Source organism: Streptomyces bambusae (genome assembly GCF_019400985.1).
Lineage (GTDB): Bacteria > Actinomycetota > Actinomycetes > Streptomycetales > Streptomycetaceae > Streptomyces > Streptomyces bambusae_A.
This window is the reverse complement of the sequence record NZ_WTFF01000161.1, coordinates 1-16,678: the sequence shown is the minus strand read 5'-3', so window position 1 is coordinate 16,678 and position 16,678 is coordinate 1. Positions and strand designations below refer to the sequence as shown.

Here is a 16,678-nt window from a genome sequence, read left to right as displayed (position 1 = left end):
AGGCCACGGCGACCGCGGCCGTGGCCGCCAGCACGGCGAGGGCCGCCACCCGCAGGGCGGCGCCCATCGCCCAGGCGAACCCGGCGGCGCCGGCGGGGTCCTGGAGCGTGCCGTGGAAGCGGGAGGCCAGGACGGTGCCCACCACCGCGACCCCGAGGGCGGCGCCGACCTCGCGGGCCGCGGTGTTCAGGCCGGAGCCCAACCCGGCCTGGTGGGCCGGGAGTTCGGCGACCACGCTCATCGTCAGTGCCGGCGCGCACAGGCCGGTGCCGATGGACAGGACCAGCAGGTACACCGCGTACAGGGCGTACGGGGTGGCGGCGTCGGCCGTGGAGACCAGCAGCAGGCCACCGGCGATCACGGCGAGGCCGACGGTGACGGGCGGCCTGGGCCCGACGCGGTCCTGGAGCCGGGCGCCGAACCGCGGCACCAGGGCCATGCCGATCGTGAGCGGGACGATCGCCAGCCCGGTCAGCGCGGGCGAGAAGCCCTTGACGTACTGCAGGTACTGGGCGTTGACGAAGAAGAGGGAGAAGAGCCCGAAAAAGGCGGCGCCGATGCCGAGGGTCCCGGCGCGCAGCCGGCGCGAGGTGAACACGCGCGGGTCGAAGAGCGGGCGGGCGGTGCGCAGCCCGCGCAGGGTGAAGGCGGCGAGCAGAGTTGCGCCCGCGGCGAAGCCGGCCAGGACCCGCGGCGAGGTCCAGCCGTACGACGGACCCTCGATGATGCCGTGGACGACGCCCAGGAGTGCGGCGGTGAGCAGGGCGGCGCCGAGGGGGTCGACCGACGCGTCGGGGCGGCGCGGGATACGCGGGACCAGCCGGGCCGTGCCGAGGGCGAGCAGGGCGGCGAGCGGGACGACGGCCCAGAACAGGGCGCGCCAGGTGAGGAACTCCGCGGCCAGGCCGCCGCCGACGTTCCCCGCCAGGCCCCCGAGGCCGGCGGCGAGCGTCCAGGTGGCCAGCGCCTGGCTGCGGCGTTCGGCGGGGGTGAGGTGCACCAGGATCGACATGGTGGCCGGCATGACCAGGGCCGCGCCCGCGCCGCACACCGCGCGCCCGGCGATCAGGACGGCGGCCGAGCCGGCCAGGGCGCTCAGGGCGGCGCCGGCGGCGAACAGGGCGAGCCCGGCGAGGAGCGCGCCCTTGCGGCCGTAGCGGTCGCCGAGGGCGCCGGCGGGGATCAGCAGCGCGGCGAAGGCGATGACGTAGGCGTCGACCGCCCACAGCAGCTGGCTCGGCGACGGGTGCAGGGTGGACGCCGCGAGCTGCGGGAGCAGCAGGTTGACGGCGGCGACCATGCCCTGGGCGACGAGGACGCAGGCGCACAGGAGCAGCAGGGCGGGGCGGGACGGACCGGCGGCGGGGCTGGGGGTGGGGCCGGCGGCGGGGCCGGGGGTGGCGGGCGGACGTATCCGGGCAGGGCTGGGCACGGCTCCTCCTGGGAGCTGGATCGGTGGGGTGGCAGGCGGAGGAGGCGGCGGCGCAACGGGGCGCCGCCCCTCGCGGTCGCGGGGCCGGCCGGGCCGGCGGGGCTCCTCCCCCGTGCTCCCACCGTAGAGTTGGGCTCTCCTGCTTTCCAGTGCAACTTCCGCAAGGGACGAATGCGTGTGACGCAATCCAGGCTCGACATGAATCTGCTGGTCGCCCTCGACGTGCTGTTGGAGGAGTCGAGCGTGTCCGGGGCGGCCGCGCGGCTGCACCTGTCGGAACCGGCGATGAGCCGCACCCTCGGCCGGATCCGCAAGGCGCTCGGCGACCCGGTGCTGGTGCGGGCCGGGCGGACCATGGTGCCGACGCCGCACGCGCTGGCGCTGCGCGCGGAGGTGCGCGAGGTCGTGGAGCGGGCCCGGGCGTTGTTCCTGTCCGGGGGCGAGGTGGACCTGCGGACGCTGACGCGCACCTTCACGGTCCTCGCGCACGACGCGTTCGCGGCGGCGTACGGGGCGACGCTGTTCAACCGGGTGTCCCGCGAGGCGCCTGGGGTGCGGCTGCGGTTCCTGTCGGAGAGCCACGTGGACGTGCCGGCGCTCCGGGAGGGCACCGCGGACCTGGAGGTGGGGGTGGTGGACACCCGCTCGCCCGAGGTGCGCACCGAACACCTGCTGGACGAGGCGATGCTGGGCGTGGCCCGGGCCGGCCACCCGCTGCTGGCGGGGCCGCTCACGGCGCGGCGGTTCGCGGCGCAGGAGCACCTGATCGTGTCGCGGCGGGGGCGGTTGGAGGGGCCGGTCGACCAGGCCCTGGCCCGGCTGGGGCTGGCGCGGCGCGTGGTGGGGGCGGTGGGGTCCTTCCCGGCGTCGCTGTTCGTGCTGCGGGACTCCGATCTGGTGGGTCTGGTCACCCGGCAGGCGCTGCCGCTCGCCGAGGCGCTGGGCCTGGTCTGCTTCGAGGTGCCGCTGGAACTGCCGCCGCTGCCGTTCGGGATGGCGTGGCACCCCCGGCACGACGCGGATCCGGCGCACGCGTGGCTGCGGGAGTGCGCGCGGGCACTGGTGCTCGGCTCCGCGGGGCCTTCCGGCCCCGCACCCCGGCCGGCGGGGCCGGCTGCCTGACTCCGGCGCGGGCGTCGGGCCTGGGCCGGCGAAGGCCTGCGCGGGCGCGGTACGTCGGACCGCCCGTGCCACGTCGACCACCGTCGAGCTCGCTCGGGGGCGGGCCCCTGCCGCCGAGCACCTCCACCGCAGCGCCGCCTCGGACCGCCGGCGCCCGGCGGCCGCGGTCGGGCTCGGACGCCCGATACGCCCGACCGGTACGCCGGTCGATGCAGCGGTCCGCTCCGCGGACGGGTGAACGCCGTCCGGCGGAGCGGCCCGTACACGGGGCGGGCCCCCGTGGTTCATCCGGGTGGCGCAATGGCCGTGTGCCGTCGTACGGGCCGTCAGGCCCGGACTTCCCCGGGCCGGTCGGCCCTCGCGGGCCGTCCCGGTGGCGCGCCGGGCGGGGTGCCCACTTGTAGCGTCGGGCGTGTCGAGCGTCGGGCGTGTCGCGGATCCACGCGACAGGCCCTGGCTGCTACGTGGGCCGGCGCGCCCGCCCGTGACCGGGCCTGGGCGGTTCCCCTGCACGAGAGGCCGTGTGCCATGCCTGAAGACGTGCCTGTGGCGGAGCTGTTGCGGATCGAGAGGGGCTGCGCGGAGCCGGAGGAGGTCGCCGCGATAGCCGTGGTGGTCGCGTGCCTCGCGGGCCGGGTGCCCCGGCACGCCGCCGTACGTCCCCCCTCGGCGGCCCGCCCGCACCGGCCCGGTGCGCGTCGGGCCGCCGGCTGCTGGGCGGGCTGCTGGACCTGCCGCTGACCCCGCCCGCCGAAGGCCGGGGCCGCCCGGGGCCGGAGACGCCGGACCCCGCAGCCCGCCGCGCGCCGCCGGGTCCCGCCGCCCCCTTGCGGAGCGGCGGGACCCGGCCCGGCACGGGGTCAGCCGTCCAGGTGCAGCAGCGTGCGCATGAGCCGGGTGAGGGTGGCCCGCGGGTCCGGGTCGGCGTCCGGGGAGCGCCAGGCGACGAACCCGTCGGGCCGGACGAGGACCGCGCCCTGTACGCCGACGCCGTGCGCCTGCGTCCACAGCTTCTCGGCCCCGGTGTCGGGGACCAGGTCCGCCTCGGGGCCGGGGCCGAGCGTGACCGCCTCCAGCGGGACGCCGAGGTCCCGCGCGACCGTCCCGGCCGCCGCCTTCCAGTCCGTGCCCGGGCTGCTGAGCAGCACGAAGGAGCGCTCGTACAGGTCGAGGGTGGAGACCCGCTCGCCGGCCCGGTCCAGCCACAGGTGCGGGGCGCGGGTGCCGGGTTCGCCGGTGAGGTGCAGCTCGTTCGGTACGACCGGCCGGTCCGCCGCGCCCGCACCGCCCGGCCCGTCCGTGACGACCGCGCCGCGCCGGTAGCGGTAGCCGATGGCCGTGGCCAGCACGCCGCCGCCGGGCGGGCCGATGGAGACGGGCGGGGCGTAGCCGGGGTGGCTGTGCTCGGCCGAGCGGGCCTTGGCGCGCTCGGCCGTGGCGAGGGCCACGGGCAGCCGCTCCTCCTCGTAGGTGTCGAGGAGGTCCAGGCCCGCCTCGCCGTTCAGCACCGCGGCGAGCTTCCAGGCGAGGTTGTGGCCGTCCTGGATGCCGGTGTTGGAGCCGAACGCGCCGGTGGGGCTCATCTCGTGGGCGGAGTCGCCGGCCAGGAAGACCCGGCCGACCCGGTACTTGGTCGCCACCCGCTCGGCGGCGTGCCAGGGCGCCCGGCCCAGGATCTCCACGTCCAGGTCGGGGGCGCCGATGGCCCGCCGGATGTGATCGGTGCAGCGCTCGTCGGTGAAGTCCTCCATGGTCTCGCCCGACTCGGGCTTCCAGGGGGCGTGGAAGACCCAGTGCTCCTGGTTGTCCACGGGCAGCAGGGCGCCGTCGGAGCCGGGCCGCATCAGGTAGCAGACGATGAAGTTGAGGTCGCCGAGCACCGCGCGGATGCGGCGCGAGCGGAAGGTGACGCTCACGTTGTGGAAGAGCTCGCCGCTGCCGGTCTGCGGGATGTTCAGGGCCTCCCGGACGGGGCTGCGCGGGCCGTCGCAGCCGATCAGGTAGTCCGCGCGCACCCGCGTGTGCTCGCCGGTCCGCAGGTCCTTGACCAGGGCGCTGACGCCCGTTTCGTCCTGGTCGAAGCTCATCAGTTCGGTGGAGAAGCGGATGTCGGCGCCCTGGGAGCCGGTCTGGTCGATGAGTACGGGCTCGATGATGTTCTGACTGCACAGGCACCAGCCGGTCGGGCTGACCTCGGCGAGCCCGCCGCGCCGCTGCGACACCCCCTTGACCAGCCACTTCTGGGGGGATCCGTCGGTCAGGCACTCCGTCTGGAGGATGCCGTCGCTGTCCTTGAGGGCTTCGGCCGCCTTGCGGATCGCCGGTTCCGCCCGCGCGGTGCGGAACAGTTCCATCGTCCGGGCGTTGATGCCTCGGCCGCGCGGGTGAAGGGAGGTGGCGGTGTGCTTCTCGACCAGCATGTGCCTGATGCCGTGACGGCTCAGGAAGAGCGAGGTCGACAGGCCTACGAGTGAACCGCCCACGATGAGGACCGGTACGCGGTCCTCTGCGTTCTCTTCCATCGAGTCGGGTGCTCCTGTTCCTGAGGGGGTCGGAACTTCTATGCCCCCGCAGGGCCGGCCCGCACGGGCTTTCACTCGCTCAGGCCTGTCGCCCGTTTGATCCGCATATCTCGCGCTTTCGTTCGGCGTGGGACGAGCATGAGGGACACCGACGCCCCGGACCGGCCGGTCGCTGGTGTCCTGACGAAGGAGAGACGGATGACAACCACCCTTTCCGAACGGGTGTCGCAGTCGGCTTTCGACGGCTCCATGCTGCGGGTCGTCTTCCTGTGCGATCTCCACGAGGGGACCCAGCAGCAGTTCTTCGACGCGTACGAGCAGATGCGCCACCAGGTCGCCAAGGTCCCCGGACACATCAGCGACCAGCTCTGCCAGTCCTTCGAGAACCCCTCGCAGTGGCTCATCACCAGTGAATGGGAGAGCGCCCCGCACTACCTCGCCTGGGTCAACAGCGACGACCACATCGCCCAGGTCCGCCCGCTGAGCGTGTGCATGCGCAGCAACAAGGCGCTGAAGTTCACCGTGCTCCGCGAGACCGGGCTGCGCGAGAGCGGCCGTCCCGTCATCGCGCAGCTGCAGTCGGCACCCCGGCTCGGCGAGGGCGTCGTGCGCCACGCGCTGACGTTCACGGTCAAGCCCGGCGCCGAGAAGAAGGTCGCCGAGCTGCTGGCGAACTACGCCGCCCCGAAGGCCCGGGTGGACGCGCAGACCCGGCTGGCCCGGACCACCCTGTTCATGCACGGCAACCGGGTCGTGCGGACGGTGGAGATCGAGGGCGACCTGATGGCCGGGCTGCGCCACGTGGCGAAGCAGCCCGAGATCCGCGCCGTCGAGGAGGCCATGAACCCGTACCTGGAGGTGGACCGCAACCTCGACGACCCCGAGTCGGCCCGGATGTTCTTCATGCGGGCGGCGCTGCCCGCGGTCCACCACATCGCCGCGCACGGGGCGGACGGGGGCGAGGCGGCCGACGTACACCGGCACGCGCTGTTCTACCCGGCCCGGCCCGGCTGCGGCACGGCCGTCGCGAGGTTCCTGGCCCGCCAGGACGAGCTGGCCGCGCAGGACCCGGACAACCCGGTCCGCAGCAGCTGCATCTTCCAGCGCGACGACGTGGTCGTGCGCATGCTCGACGTACGCGGCCCGCTGGCGGCGGCCGACCCCGACCTGGCCTTCGGCGTCCGCGGCCCCCGCAAGGCGAAGGTCCTGGCCCGGCTGCTCGACGTACCGGCGGCGCCGGCCGCCCACCTGGTGGACCGGTACGCCATGACGCTCGTCACCGACCGGCGGGCCCCGGCCGAGTAGCACCGGCCGCGCCCGCCCCCTCTCCCGATCTCATCCGAAGGGACACTGCTGTGACCGGATACGGCCCACGCATCGTGGACCTCAGCGACACCCAGCCCAACCGCAAGCGCGGCGGCGACCTGCGAGCCCTGCTGACGCCGACCTCCGTCGGCTCGACCAGCGGCTTCATGGGCGTGGCCACCCTCCAGCCCGGTGAGTTCATCAGCGAGCACTACCACCCGTACTCCGAGGAGTTCGTGTTCGTGGTGAGCGGCCGGCTGGAGGTCGATCTCGACGGCGAGCCGCACCCGCTGCGCGCCGACCAGGGCGTCATGGTGCCCAAGGACGTCCGGCACCGGTTCCGCTGTGTCGGCGACGAGCCCGCCCGCATCGTCTTCCACCTCGGCCCGCTGGCCCCGCGCCCGGAGCTCGGGCACGTGGACACCGAGGCGTACCCGGTCAGCGGTGACGACGACGACGGCCTGCCCGTGATGTCCGTCGGGGCCGCGCCGTGAAGCGGCGGGTGGTGGTCACCGGGATCGGCGTGGTCGCTCCCGGTGGGATCGGAGCGCCGGCGTTCTGGGATCTGCTGGCCAACGGCCGTACGGCCACACGCGGGATCACCCTGTTCGACCCGACGGGGTTCCGCTCCCGGATAGCCGCGGAGGTCGACTTCGACCCCGCCGAGCACGGTCTGAGCGCCGACGACACCGGCCGGGCGGACCGCTACATCCAGTTCGCCCTGGTCGCGGCCCGGGAAGCGGTCCGGCAGGCCGGTCTGGAGGTCGGCGAGGACGCGTCCTGGCGCACCGGGGTGTCCATGGGCACCGCGGTGGGCGGCACCACCCGTCTGGAGCACGACTACATCGCGGTCAGCCGCCGCGGCGAGCGGTGGGGCGTCGACCACACGCGCGCCGAACCGCACCTGCAGCGGGCGTTCACCCCGGCGACCCTGGCCAGCGCGGTCGCGGAGGAGACCGGGGCCCGCGGCAAGGTGCAGACCGTGTCGACGGGCTGCACGTCCGGGCTCGACGCGATCGGGTACGCCTTCCACTCCATCGAGGAGGGGCGCCTGGACGTGTGCGTCGCCGGCGCGTCCGACTCGCCGATATCGCCGATCACGGTGGCGTGCTTCGACGCCATCAAGGCGACCTCGCCGAACAACGACGACCCCGCGCACGCCTCACGGCCGTTCGACGCCAACCGCGACGGCTTCGTGCTCGGCGAGGGCGCCGCCGTCCTGGTGCTGGAGGAGCGCGAGCACGCCCTGGCCCGGGGCGCGCAGATCCTCTGCGAGATCAGCGGGTACGCGACCTTCGGCAACGCCCACCACATGACCGGGCTGACCACGGAGGGGCTGGAGATGGCCCGGGCCATCGAGACCGCGCTGGCGCAGGCGGGCCTGGACCCGTCCGAGATCGACTACGTCAACGCGCACGGCTCGGGCACCAAGCAGAACGACCGCCACGAGACGGCGGCGGTCAAGCGGGTGCTGGGCGAGCACGCGTACAAGACGCCGATGACCTCCATCAAGTCGATGGTGGGGCACTCGCTCGGCGCGATCGGGGCCATCGAACTGGCCGCGTGCGTGCTGGCGATGACCCGCCAGGTGGTGCCGCCGACGGCGAACTACGAGACCCCCGATCCCGAGTGCGACCTCGACTACGTGCCGAAGACCGCGCGCAACCGCGAGCTGCGCAGCATCCTTTCGGTCGGCAGCGGCTTCGGCGGCTTCCAGTCCGCCGTGGTCATGACCCACCCCCAAGGGACGATGTCATGAGCAGGACCCATCCCCCGCGCAGGGCGGTGGTCACCGGTATCGGGGTGGTCGCCCCGAACGGGACCAGCACCGAGGCGTTCTGGAAGGCGACCCAGTCGGGTCTGTGCGTCCTCGACCGGGTCACCCGCGAGGGCTGCGAGGAGCTGCCCCTGCGGGTGGCGGGCGAGGTGCGCGACTTCGACGCGGGGGCGCTGATCGACGAGCGGTTCATCGTCCAGACCGACCGGTTCTCGCACTTCGCCCTGGCGGCCGCCGACCTGGCCCTGGCGCACGCCCGGCTGGGCCGGTCGGAGTGGGAGGACGACCCGTTCTCGGTCGGGGTGGTCACCGCGGCCGGGTCGGGCGGCGGCGAGTTCGGGCAGCGGGAGCTGCAGCGGCTGTGGTCCCAGGGTCCGCGGTTCGTGGGCCCGTACCAGTCGATCGCCTGGTTCTACGCGGCGAGCACCGGGCAGATCTCCATCCGGCACGGGTTCAAGGGCCCGTGCGGGGTGGTGGCGAGCGACGAGGCGGGCGGCCTGGACGCCTTCGCGCACGCCGTGCGCGCGGTGCGGCACGGCAGCGCGGCGGTGCTGGCCGGCGCCACGGAGGCGCCGCTGGCCCCGTACTCGATCGCCTGCCAGCTCGGGTACGAGGACCTCAGCCCCCGGGACGAGCCGGACCGGGCCTACCGGCCCTTCACCTCCGACGCCTGCGGCTTCTCGCCGGGCGAGGGAGGGGCCATGTTCGTCGTCGAGGACGAGGCGTCGGCGCGCCGCCGGGGAGCCCCGGTGCGCGCCGAGATCGCCGGCCATGCCGCGACCTTCACCGGGGCGCGGCAGTGGGAGCGGTCGGCCGACGGACTCGTCCACGCGATCCGCGGGGCGCTGGCGGAGGCCGGCTGCGCCCCGGAGGAGGTCGACGTGGTCTTCGCCGATGCCCTGGGCAGCCCGGCGGCGGACGCCGCCGAGGCCCGCGCGATCGGCGAGGCCCTGGGCGCGCACGGGCCGAAGGTGCCGGTGACCGCCCCCAAGACCGGTACCGGGCGGGCGTACTGCGCCGCTTCGGTGCTGGACACGGCAGCCGCCGTGCTGGCGATGGAGCACGGCCTCGTGCCGCCGACTCCGAACGTCTTCGACGTGTGCCACGACCTCGACCTGGTCACCGGCAGCGCCCGCCCGGCCGAACTCCGGACGGCGCTCGTGCTGAGCCGGGGCCTGATGGGCTCCAACTCGGCGCTCGTCGTACGCAAAGCCGCAGCGGACCCGTCCGCGTAGGGGCTCGTCCAGAAAGTGAGAAGAGTCGATGTCCGACCGACTGACGATCGAAGAGCTGGCCGCACTGATGAAGTCCGGGGCCGGCATCACCGTCGACCCCGCCGAGATGGCGAACCGCCCCGACTCCCGCTTCGAGGACTACGGCCTCGACTCGCTGGGGCTGCTGGGCATCGTCGGCGAGTTGGAGAACCGCAGGGGCCGCTCGCTGCCGACGGACGCCGACCGCTGCCAGACCCCGCGTGAATTCCTCGACCTGGTCAACAGCAGCCTGATGACAGGAGCCTGAAAGCATGCCCGGACACACCGACAACGAGATCACGGTCGGCGCACCCGTCGACCTCGTGTGGGACATCACCAACGATCTCCCCAACTGGCCGCACCTGTTCAGCGAGTACGCGTCGGTCGACATCCTCGCCGAGGAGGGCGACACCACGCGGTTCCGGCTGACCATGCACCCCGACGAGAACGGGACGGTGTGGAGCTGGGTCTCGGAGCGGACCACGGACCGCAAGGGCCTGGAGGTGCACGCGCGCCGGGTCGAGACCGGGCCGTTCGCCTACATGAACATCCGCTGGCACTACGCGACGGTGCCCGGCGGCACCCGGATGCGCTGGGTCCAGGACTTCGAGATGAAGCCGGGCGCCCCGCTGGACGACCACGGGATGACCGAGCGGATCAACACCAACTCGAAGATCCAGCTGGCACTCATCCGCGACAAGATCGAGGCGCGCGTCGGCTGACCGGCCGCCGCCGCAGGACGAAGGACACACCTGACATGCATCGGACCCTGATCGTCGCCCGGATGGCGCCGGGCTCGGCGCCGGACATCGCGGGGCTGTTCGCGGCCTCCGACAAGGGCGAACTCCCCCACGTCGTGGGGGTGACCGGGCGCAGCCTCTTCCAGTTCGGCGAGCTGTACTTCCACCTGATCGAGGCGGACCGGCCGCCGGAGGCGCAGATCGCGAAGGCGGCCGCGCACCCGGAGTTCCAGCGGCTCAGCCAGGACCTGTCGGCGTACGTCAGCGCCCACGACCCGACGACGTGGCGCAGCCCGAAGGACGCGATGGCGCACGAGTTCTACCGCTGGGAGAACCCGGCCCGGCGCTGATCCGCCGGCCGCGACCCGCCGTGGATTCCTGCGCAACGGGCCTCCCCCGGGGGCCCGTTGCGCATGCCGTCGGCCGGCTCTGGTTGACTGCGGGCCATGCTGGACATCGGATCGGTCGTGCTGGGTGTGTCGGACGTGCCGCGGGCCGTCGCCTTCTGGACCCGGGCGCTGGACTACGTCGTGCACGAACGGCTCCGCGAGGACTGGGTGGTGGTGGGCCCGGCGGAGGGCCGCTCCGGGGTACGGCTGGCACTCGGGCTGAGCAGGTCGGAGGTCCAGGAGCACCCCCGGATGCACCTGGACCTGTACGCGCGGGACACCGCCGACCAGGCCGCGGAGGTCGAGCGGCTGGTGTCGCTCGGCGCCCGGCCGGTCGCGTGGGACAGCTATCCGGAGGATCCCGACTTCGTCGTCCTCGCCGATCCCGACGGGAACCGCTTCTGCATCATCGACCCCTCCAGGTAGGAGGACACATGGACGACCTCAACGCCCTGGCCGACGAGCACCTGGCGCTGGCCCGGGAGCATCCGCACGGGCGCAGCGCCCATCTGGTGCTGCGGGACCAGCCGCTGCGCCAGAGCGTCATCGCGCTCGTCGCGGGGACCACCCTGGACGAGCACCTCACCCCGCCCGCCGCCTCGTTGCAGGTGATGCGCGGTACCGTGCGGGTGGTCGCGGCGTCGGGTGAGATCGAGCTCGGGCCCGGCACGCTGCACCTGCTGCCGCCGGACCCGCACTCGCTGACCGCGCTGACGGACGCGGTGGTGCTGCTGACCGCCGTCAACCCGTGACCGCCGTCCGCGCCGCCCCCGCCCCCCGCCCCCGGTCCGCGCGGTGCCTCAGTCCAGCTCGTAGGTGAAGGCGTACGGGACCGACGCGATCCCGTGGCGGTAGGTGAAGCTGCCGGTGCCGCGCAGCCCGGCCAGCTCACCGGTGCCGCTGCCGGGGACGACCTCGAAGGTGCAGTGGACGGTGCCGTCCTCCTCGAACGTGCCGCGCTCCTCGACGACGAAACCGCCCTTGCGGCCGTCGACGCTGCCGTTGAGGAACTCCATACCGGCGAAGCTGCCGGTGACGGGAGTGAGGTACACGTTGGTGTAGGCGCAGGTCGTGGCGGCGGCCTCGATGCCCCCGGTGAAGGCGTTGGTGACCGAGGCGCGGCTGAGCCGGGGGCTCGCGCCCTCGGCGGTGAGGTCGTTCTCCTGCCAGTCGGTGAAGGTGAAGTGGCCGGTGGTGCGCACGGACATGGACGTTCCTTCGGATCGGGCCGCGCGGGTCCCTCCCGTACGGCGTGCGACCAGCCTGTGCGCCGTACCTGACATCTTCTGTCAGGTACGGCGACGACAATGGGGCCATGCGCGCCGACCGGCTCCTCTCGCTCCTGCTGCTGCTCCAGAACCGGGGGCGGCTGACCGCTCCCGAACTCGCCGCCGAGCTGGAGGTGTCCGTGCGGACGGTCTACCGGGACGTCGAGGCGCTGGGCGCGGCGGGGGTGCCGGTGGCGGCCGACCGCGGCCCGGCCGGCGGCTACCGGCTGATGGACGGCTACCGCACCCGGCTGACCGGGCTCACGGACGCCGAGGCCGGCTCGCTGTTCCTGATCGGGGCGCCCGGGCCGGCCGCGGACCTGGGGCTCGGTGCGGACCTGGCGACGGCGCGGCTGAAGCTCCAGGCGGCGCTGCCGGACGGTCCGGCGCAGCGGACCCGGCTGGTCCAGGAGCGCTTCCACCTGGACGCCCCGGCGTGGTTCCGGGACGCGGATCCGGTGCCGCACCTGGCGGCGGTCGCGCGGGCGGTGTGGGAGCAGCGCGTGGTACGGGCGCACTACCGGCGCTGGCGGGGCGAGGTGCACCGGGAGCTGCACCCGCTGGGCGTCGTGCTGAAGGGCGGGATCTGGTACCTGGCGGCCCGGGTCGAGGACACCGTGCGCACGTACCGCATCTCGCGGCTGCTGGCCGTGGAGGCGACCGGTGAGGTCTTCGAACGGCCGGCGGACTTCGACCTCGCGGCGTACTGGGCCGAGCAGTCGCGCCGGCTGGAGGGCGCCCGCTACCGGCAGGTGGCCCGGCTGCGGCTGTCGCCGTACGGGCGGAAGCTGCTGCCGATGCAGTTCGGTGCGGTGGGGGCCCGTGCGCTGGACGGCGCCGGGGAACCGGACGCCGAGGGGTGGGTGGAGGTGGACCTGCCGGTGGAGGCGGAGGGGGTCGCGGTCGGGGACCTGCTGCGGCTCGGTGTGGAGGCGGAGGTACTGGGGCCACCGGAGCTGCGCGCGGCCGTCGGCCGGGCCGTGGAGGTACTGGCGGGGCGCTACGGGGCTGCGGACGGTGGCCGCTGAAATCAGTGCTGGGCCGCGGCTTGCTCCAGCTGGGCGGTGATTCCCTGCCGGTCGATCTGGATCCAGTACTCGACGATCAGGCCGTCCTCGACGCGATAGACCGCACTGGTCATCGCCGTGAGCTGCGCATGGGTCGGCGGGTGGTGGTCGATCGATCCGACATGTCGTCCGATTTGGGTCCAGCGGGCGTAGACGCGATCGCCTTCGGCGATGAGCTCGTCCACGGTCAGCGTGAAGGCGCCGTATGCGTCGAGCATCTCCTGGACGTGCTCGGCGTACTGCTGCGGTGTTCGCTCCACGACCACCGGCGCCTCCGAGACGACCTGGTGGGCCTGGACCCGGTCGGCCATGAAGCGATCGGCGCGGTCTGGGTGCAGCCCCGATCGCACTTGCAGAAGGAACTGACGGACTGTGTCCTTGGCGTTGGTCATCGGCAAAGTCTTGCATCCCGTTCGCGCTGCGGCGGACTCGGGGCGCTCACCGTGACCGGCAGCCGCGACAGCCGTCACCCGATCCCGGTGGCTACCGAGGCCAAAGACAGGAACAACGCGCCCAGCGCCCCCACAAAGCCGTAAAGCCTCACTTCACGCCGACACTCGTGTCGGCGGACATAGTGCGTGGCGGCCGCGGCAAAGGCCAGGCCAGGCCAGGCCAGGCCACCGGCAATGAACCACGGTCCCGACAGGTAGAGGTGCCACCCTTGGTCGCGCCGGCGCCTGACGGTCAGCACCCAGCCGAAGGCGATCAGCAGGCGTCGGGCGTGGGCCGGAGCCATTGATTCCGGACTCGGCGTGGCCGGATTCCGTCGGTCAGGTGTGCGTCAACTCCTAGAGTCGGCCTCATGAGTGACACACGAGACATGAGTGGCAACGGTGACGTCACCCCTCAGGGCGGACAGTCCCGCCGAGGTGTCCTGAAGGCCGCCGTCGCCGGTGCCGGCGCGGTCGCCGCGGTGGGCGCGGGGGCCACCGCGGCGCACGCGGACGGGCGGCGGCGCGGCGCCCCGACCTTCGTCCTGGTGCACGGGTCCGGCTGCAACTCCTCCAGCTGGAGCGCCCTGTCCGGCGAGCTGGGGCTGCGCGGGCACCGGGTGGCCGCGGTCGACCTGCCCGGCCACGGCCCCGATGCCTACTTCCCCGCCTCCTACCAGGCCCAGGACCTGGCCCGGCTGCGGACCGAGCCCTCGCCGGTCTCCAAGGTCACCCTGGCGGACTGCACGGCCCACGTGACGGAGGCCGTCCGGCGGGCCCACCGCAACGGGCCGGTGGTCCTGGTCGGCCAGAGCCTGGGCGGTGCGACCGTGACCTCGGTCGCCAACCAGGTGCCGGAGCTGCTCGCGCACCTGGTGTACGTCTCGGCGTTCTGCCCGACCCGGCACCCGTCGGCGCTCCAGCTGATGATGACGCCGGAGGCGTCCACCAGCGCCCTGTTCCGCATCCCCTCGGTGCAGACCCCGCCGGAACTGGGCGTGGGCCGCGTCAACTGGCGCTCCGCCGACCCGGCGTTCCTGGCGGCCGCCAAGGACGCGCTCGCCGCCGGCTACTCGGACACCGAACTGCTCGCCCTGCTCAACACCCTGGAGCCGGACGAGTCGCTGGCCGTCTCCGCGGCCGAGTCCCCGGGCGCGGCCGAGACGTGGGGGCGGGTGCCGCGTACCTACGTGCGGTTCACCGAGGACCGGGCGATCCCGCCGGCGCTCCAGGACCTGATGATCCGGGAGGCGGACGCGACGACCCCGCGCAACCGCTTCCGGGTGAGGTCCCTGGCCGCGCCGCACATCGGACCGCGCGACCCGCGGGTGCTGGCGGACGAGCTGGAGCAGGTCGCCCGGCTCTGCCGCTGAGCCCGCCCGGCACGGATCGAGGCATGAAACCGGGGCCGCACCGCCGACCCGGCGGTGCGGCCCCGTTCGCGTGGGCGCCGGAGTGTCAGTTCCGGACGAGCAGGACCACGCCGGCCGCCACCACGGCGAGCAGCAGCGCCAGGAGGCCGTGCAGCGGGCGGGCGGCGCGCAGGACGGGCAGGAAGCGGTCGGCGGCGTAGCGGCCCGGGCCGGTGAGGGTCAGGGCCGCCGCTGCGGCGGTGAGCAGCAGCTCGTACTCGACGCCCTTGGGGGCGAAGAAGGAGCCGGTGCCCTTGACCGCGAGGACGTTGAGGAGGGTGCCGACGAGCGCGGCGCCGGCGAGCGGGGTCAGCAGGCCGAGGGCCAGCCCCAGGCCGCCGAGGGTCTCGGTGAGGCCGGCCACGACGGCCATGGCCTTGCCGGAGGGGTAGCCGCTCATCTCGAAGAACGCCCCGGTGCCGTCGATCCCGCCGCCGCCGAACCAGCCGAAGAGCTTCTGGCTGCCGTGGGCGGCCATGGTCAGCCCGGCCACGAGGCGGAGCAGGAGCAGGCCCGCGTCGTACGCGGCGGTGGGCGTGGCGGCCGGGGCGGCAGCGGCGGCGGTGGCGGCAGGGGTGGGAGAGGTCATGGGGAGGCTCTCTCTGACATGGGGGGCGGACACGGCAAAGGTGGTTCGAATTCGAACTACCGAGGGCCGACCTTAGCGGGCGATTCAAATTGGAACAACCTCGCGTAATGTTGCCGACATGAGTGACACGAGATGGCTCTCCGCCGAGGAGATGCGCGCGTGGCGCGGCTTCCTGGCGGCGTCGGCACTGGTGAACCGGGCGCTGGACCAGCAGCTCAAGGACGACTGCGACCTCTCGCACCCGCAGTACGAGATCCTCGTCCGGCTCGCCGCCGAGCCGGAGGGCGAGCTGCGGATGACCGAGCTGGCCAACGGCCTGGTCAACTCCAAGAGCGGCCTCACGTACCAGGTCACCCAGCTGGAGAAGGCCGGCCTGGTACGCCGGCGCACCTGCCCGACGGACGTCCGCGGGGTCTTCGCCGTCCTCACCGAGGCCGGCCGCGCGCGCCTGGCGGAGGCGGCCCCCGGCCACGTGGCGGCTGTCCGCGCCCACCTGATCGACGTCCTCACCCCCGAGCAGCTGACGGCGATCGCCGACGGCCTCGGCGAGGTCAGCTCCCGGCTGCGCGCCACGGGGCACTGACCGTCCCCCGGCCCCGCCCTGGCGGGTCGCCCGGGGCCGCCGGGCAGCAGGGTGCGCGAGGGGTCGGCGACGCGCCGCGCACGCGGCAAAGGCTTCGTCCGCGCCTGAGGCACGCGCCACCATGGCGGTACGCCGGGGCCGCACCGCAGGGGGACGCGGCCGGGCGTCGACCGCATGACGGGGGAATCGTGCAGGAGGCTGTGCGTCCACGGACGGAGTCGCGTGGGCGGGGTGTGCTGGAGGGGGCGTTCGCGGTGCTGGAGGCACTGCGGCGGACCGGCGAGGAGGCGGGGGTGACCGAGCTGGCCGTGGCCTGCGGGTTCCCCAAGGCGACCGTGCACCGGCTGCTGGACCAGCTGGTCGCGCTGGACGCGGTGGAACGGCGCGGGCAGCGCTACCGGCTCGGCTCCCAGCTGTACCGGCTGGGCCAGGCCTGGCAGCCGCACCCCGGCCTGCGGGCGGCGGCCCGGCTGCCGCTGCACCGGCTGCGGGCGGCCACCGGCGGCAGCGTCCTGCTCGCCGTGCTCCGCGAGGACCGGGCGCTGACCGTGTCCTCCGTACCCGGCTCCGTGGAGCCGCTCGTCCCGGTCCGCAACGGGGCCTCGTTCTCGCTGGACACCGCGCTCGGCCGGGCCCTGCGCGGCCCGGTCGCGGCCGCCGGCAGCGCCCAACTGGACCGGGAGCAGGTGCTGGACGGCATCTGCTGCGCGGCGCTGCCGGTCCGCTCCCCCGCCGGCGCCGTGGTCGGCGCCGTGGCCGCGATGGTCCCGGCGGGCCGGCCGCTGGAC

General features: G+C 74.0%; 21 protein-coding genes. 15 read left to right on the top strand and 6 right to left on the bottom strand.

Features of this window, described 5'->3' with window-relative positions; all coding sequences use genetic code 11:
* The coding region (locus GPJ59_RS21605) for an MFS transporter (protein ID WP_258024719.1) at positions 1–1,339 on the bottom strand (1,339 nt) is incomplete at its 3' end.
* A gap of 264 nt (positions 1,340–1,603) precedes the next feature.
* Here GPJ59_RS21605 and GPJ59_RS21600 point away from each other — a divergent pair.
* Together GPJ59_RS21600 and GPJ59_RS21595 are read left to right on the top strand one after the other, a co-directional pair.
* The gene (locus GPJ59_RS21600; RefSeq protein WP_219668881.1) at positions 1,604–2,554 is read left to right on the top strand and encodes a LysR family transcriptional regulator; all 951 of its coding nucleotides are present in this window, start codon (positions 1,604–1,606) and stop codon (positions 2,552–2,554) included.
* A 528-nt stretch (positions 2,555–3,082) separates the two neighbouring features.
* Positions 3,083–3,295: an acyl-CoA carboxylase epsilon subunit gene (locus GPJ59_RS21595; protein WP_219668880.1), complete on the top strand. Its 213-nt coding sequence runs from the start codon at positions 3,083–3,085 to the stop codon at positions 3,293–3,295.
* 119 nt (positions 3,296–3,414) lie between these two features.
* On the opposite strand, the gene GPJ59_RS21590 is transcribed toward GPJ59_RS21595, so the two are convergent.
* Positions 3,415–5,076 (bottom strand): FAD-dependent oxidoreductase, encoded by a 1,662-nt coding sequence (locus tag GPJ59_RS21590; protein WP_219668879.1) that lies wholly within the window; start codon positions 5,074–5,076, stop codon positions 3,415–3,417.
* Between the two features lie 198 nt (positions 5,077–5,274).
* On the opposite strand from GPJ59_RS21590, the gene GPJ59_RS21585 reads away from it, so the two are divergent.
* The 9 genes from GPJ59_RS21585 to GPJ59_RS21545 all read left to right on the top strand — a co-directional run bounded on the left by GPJ59_RS21585 (position 5,275) and on the right by GPJ59_RS21545 (position 11,292).
* Positions 5,275–6,381, top strand: a complete 1,107-nt coding sequence (locus tag GPJ59_RS21585; RefSeq protein ID WP_219668878.1) for a SchA/CurD-like domain-containing protein — start codon at positions 5,275–5,277, stop codon at positions 6,379–6,381.
* Positions 6,382–6,431: 50 nt separating this feature from the next.
* Entirely contained in the window at positions 6,432–6,875 is a 444-nt protein-coding gene (locus tag GPJ59_RS21580) for a cupin domain-containing protein (RefSeq protein ID WP_219668877.1), read from the top strand.
* Complete coding sequence (locus GPJ59_RS21575) at positions 6,872–8,140, top strand: beta-ketoacyl-[acyl-carrier-protein] synthase family protein (protein ID WP_219668876.1); 1,269 nt, start codon at positions 6,872–6,874, stop codon at positions 8,138–8,140. The genes GPJ59_RS21580 and GPJ59_RS21575 overlap by 4 nt, the downstream gene beginning before the upstream one ends.
* Positions 8,137–9,393 carry a beta-ketoacyl synthase N-terminal-like domain-containing protein gene (locus GPJ59_RS21570; RefSeq protein WP_219668875.1) on the top strand — a complete coding sequence of 419 codons (1,257 nt, stop codon included), beginning with the start codon at positions 8,137–8,139 and terminating at the stop codon, positions 9,391–9,393. Before GPJ59_RS21575 ends, GPJ59_RS21570 begins: the two co-directional genes overlap by 4 nt.
* A 28-nt stretch (positions 9,394–9,421) precedes the next feature.
* Positions 9,422–9,679: an acyl carrier protein gene (locus tag GPJ59_RS21565; RefSeq protein ID WP_219668874.1), complete on the top strand. Its 258-nt coding sequence runs from the start codon at positions 9,422–9,424 to the stop codon at positions 9,677–9,679.
* A 4-nt stretch (positions 9,680–9,683) separates the two neighbouring features.
* A complete protein-coding gene (locus GPJ59_RS21560) occupies positions 9,684–10,133 on the top strand; it encodes an SRPBCC family protein (protein ID WP_219668873.1) in 450 nt (149 codons plus the stop codon).
* A gap of 35 nt (positions 10,134–10,168) precedes the next feature.
* Positions 10,169–10,501, top strand: coding sequence for a TcmI family type II polyketide cyclase (locus GPJ59_RS21555; protein WP_219668872.1), 333 nt, complete (start codon positions 10,169–10,171; stop codon positions 10,499–10,501).
* Between the two features lie 96 nt (positions 10,502–10,597).
* Positions 10,598–10,966: a VOC family protein gene (locus GPJ59_RS21550; protein WP_219668871.1), complete on the top strand. Its 369-nt coding sequence runs from the start codon at positions 10,598–10,600 to the stop codon at positions 10,964–10,966.
* Positions 10,967–10,974: 8 nt separating this feature from the next.
* Positions 10,975–11,292 carry a cupin gene (locus GPJ59_RS21545; RefSeq protein WP_219668870.1) on the top strand — a complete coding sequence of 106 codons (318 nt, stop codon included), beginning with the start codon at positions 10,975–10,977 and terminating at the stop codon, positions 11,290–11,292.
* A 48-nt stretch (positions 11,293–11,340) separates the two neighbouring features.
* On the opposite strand, the gene GPJ59_RS21540 is transcribed toward GPJ59_RS21545, so the two are convergent.
* On the bottom strand, positions 11,341–11,748 hold the full coding sequence (locus GPJ59_RS21540) for a DUF3224 domain-containing protein (protein ID WP_219668869.1): 408 nt from the start codon (positions 11,746–11,748) through the stop codon (positions 11,341–11,343).
* A 107-nt stretch (positions 11,749–11,855) separates the two neighbouring features.
* Between GPJ59_RS21540 and GPJ59_RS21535 the strand changes: the two genes are divergently transcribed.
* A complete protein-coding gene (locus tag GPJ59_RS21535) occupies positions 11,856–12,836 on the top strand; it encodes a helix-turn-helix transcriptional regulator (protein WP_219668868.1) in 981 nt (326 codons plus the stop codon).
* Between the two features lie 2 nt (positions 12,837–12,838).
* On the opposite strand, the gene GPJ59_RS21530 is transcribed toward GPJ59_RS21535, so the two are convergent.
* On the bottom strand, positions 12,839–13,267 hold the full coding sequence (locus GPJ59_RS21530) for an ester cyclase (RefSeq protein WP_219668867.1): 429 nt from the start codon (positions 13,265–13,267) through the stop codon (positions 12,839–12,841).
* A 74-nt stretch (positions 13,268–13,341) separates the two neighbouring features.
* Complete coding sequence (locus tag GPJ59_RS21525) at positions 13,342–13,611, bottom strand: hypothetical protein (protein ID WP_219668866.1); 270 nt, start codon at positions 13,609–13,611, stop codon at positions 13,342–13,344.
* 66 nt (positions 13,612–13,677) lie between these two features.
* On the opposite strand from GPJ59_RS21525, the gene GPJ59_RS21520 reads away from it, so the two are divergent.
* Positions 13,678–14,679 carry an alpha/beta fold hydrolase gene (locus GPJ59_RS21520; protein WP_258024717.1) on the top strand — a complete coding sequence of 334 codons (1,002 nt, stop codon included), beginning with the start codon at positions 13,678–13,680 and terminating at the stop codon, positions 14,677–14,679.
* Positions 14,680–14,764: 85 nt separating this feature from the next.
* On the opposite strand, the gene GPJ59_RS21515 is transcribed toward GPJ59_RS21520, so the two are convergent.
* Positions 14,765–15,307 (bottom strand): DoxX family membrane protein, encoded by a 543-nt coding sequence (locus tag GPJ59_RS21515; protein WP_219668865.1) that lies wholly within the window; start codon positions 15,305–15,307, stop codon positions 14,765–14,767.
* A gap of 118 nt (positions 15,308–15,425) precedes the next feature.
* On the opposite strand from GPJ59_RS21515, the gene GPJ59_RS21510 reads away from it, so the two are divergent.
* A complete protein-coding gene (locus tag GPJ59_RS21510; protein WP_219668864.1) occupies positions 15,426–15,890 on the top strand; it encodes a MarR family winged helix-turn-helix transcriptional regulator in 465 nt (154 codons plus the stop codon).
* A gap of 200 nt (positions 15,891–16,090) precedes the next feature.
* Positions 16,091–16,678: helix-turn-helix domain-containing protein (locus tag GPJ59_RS21505; protein WP_308120408.1), on the top strand; the 588-nt coding region annotated here is incomplete at its 3' end.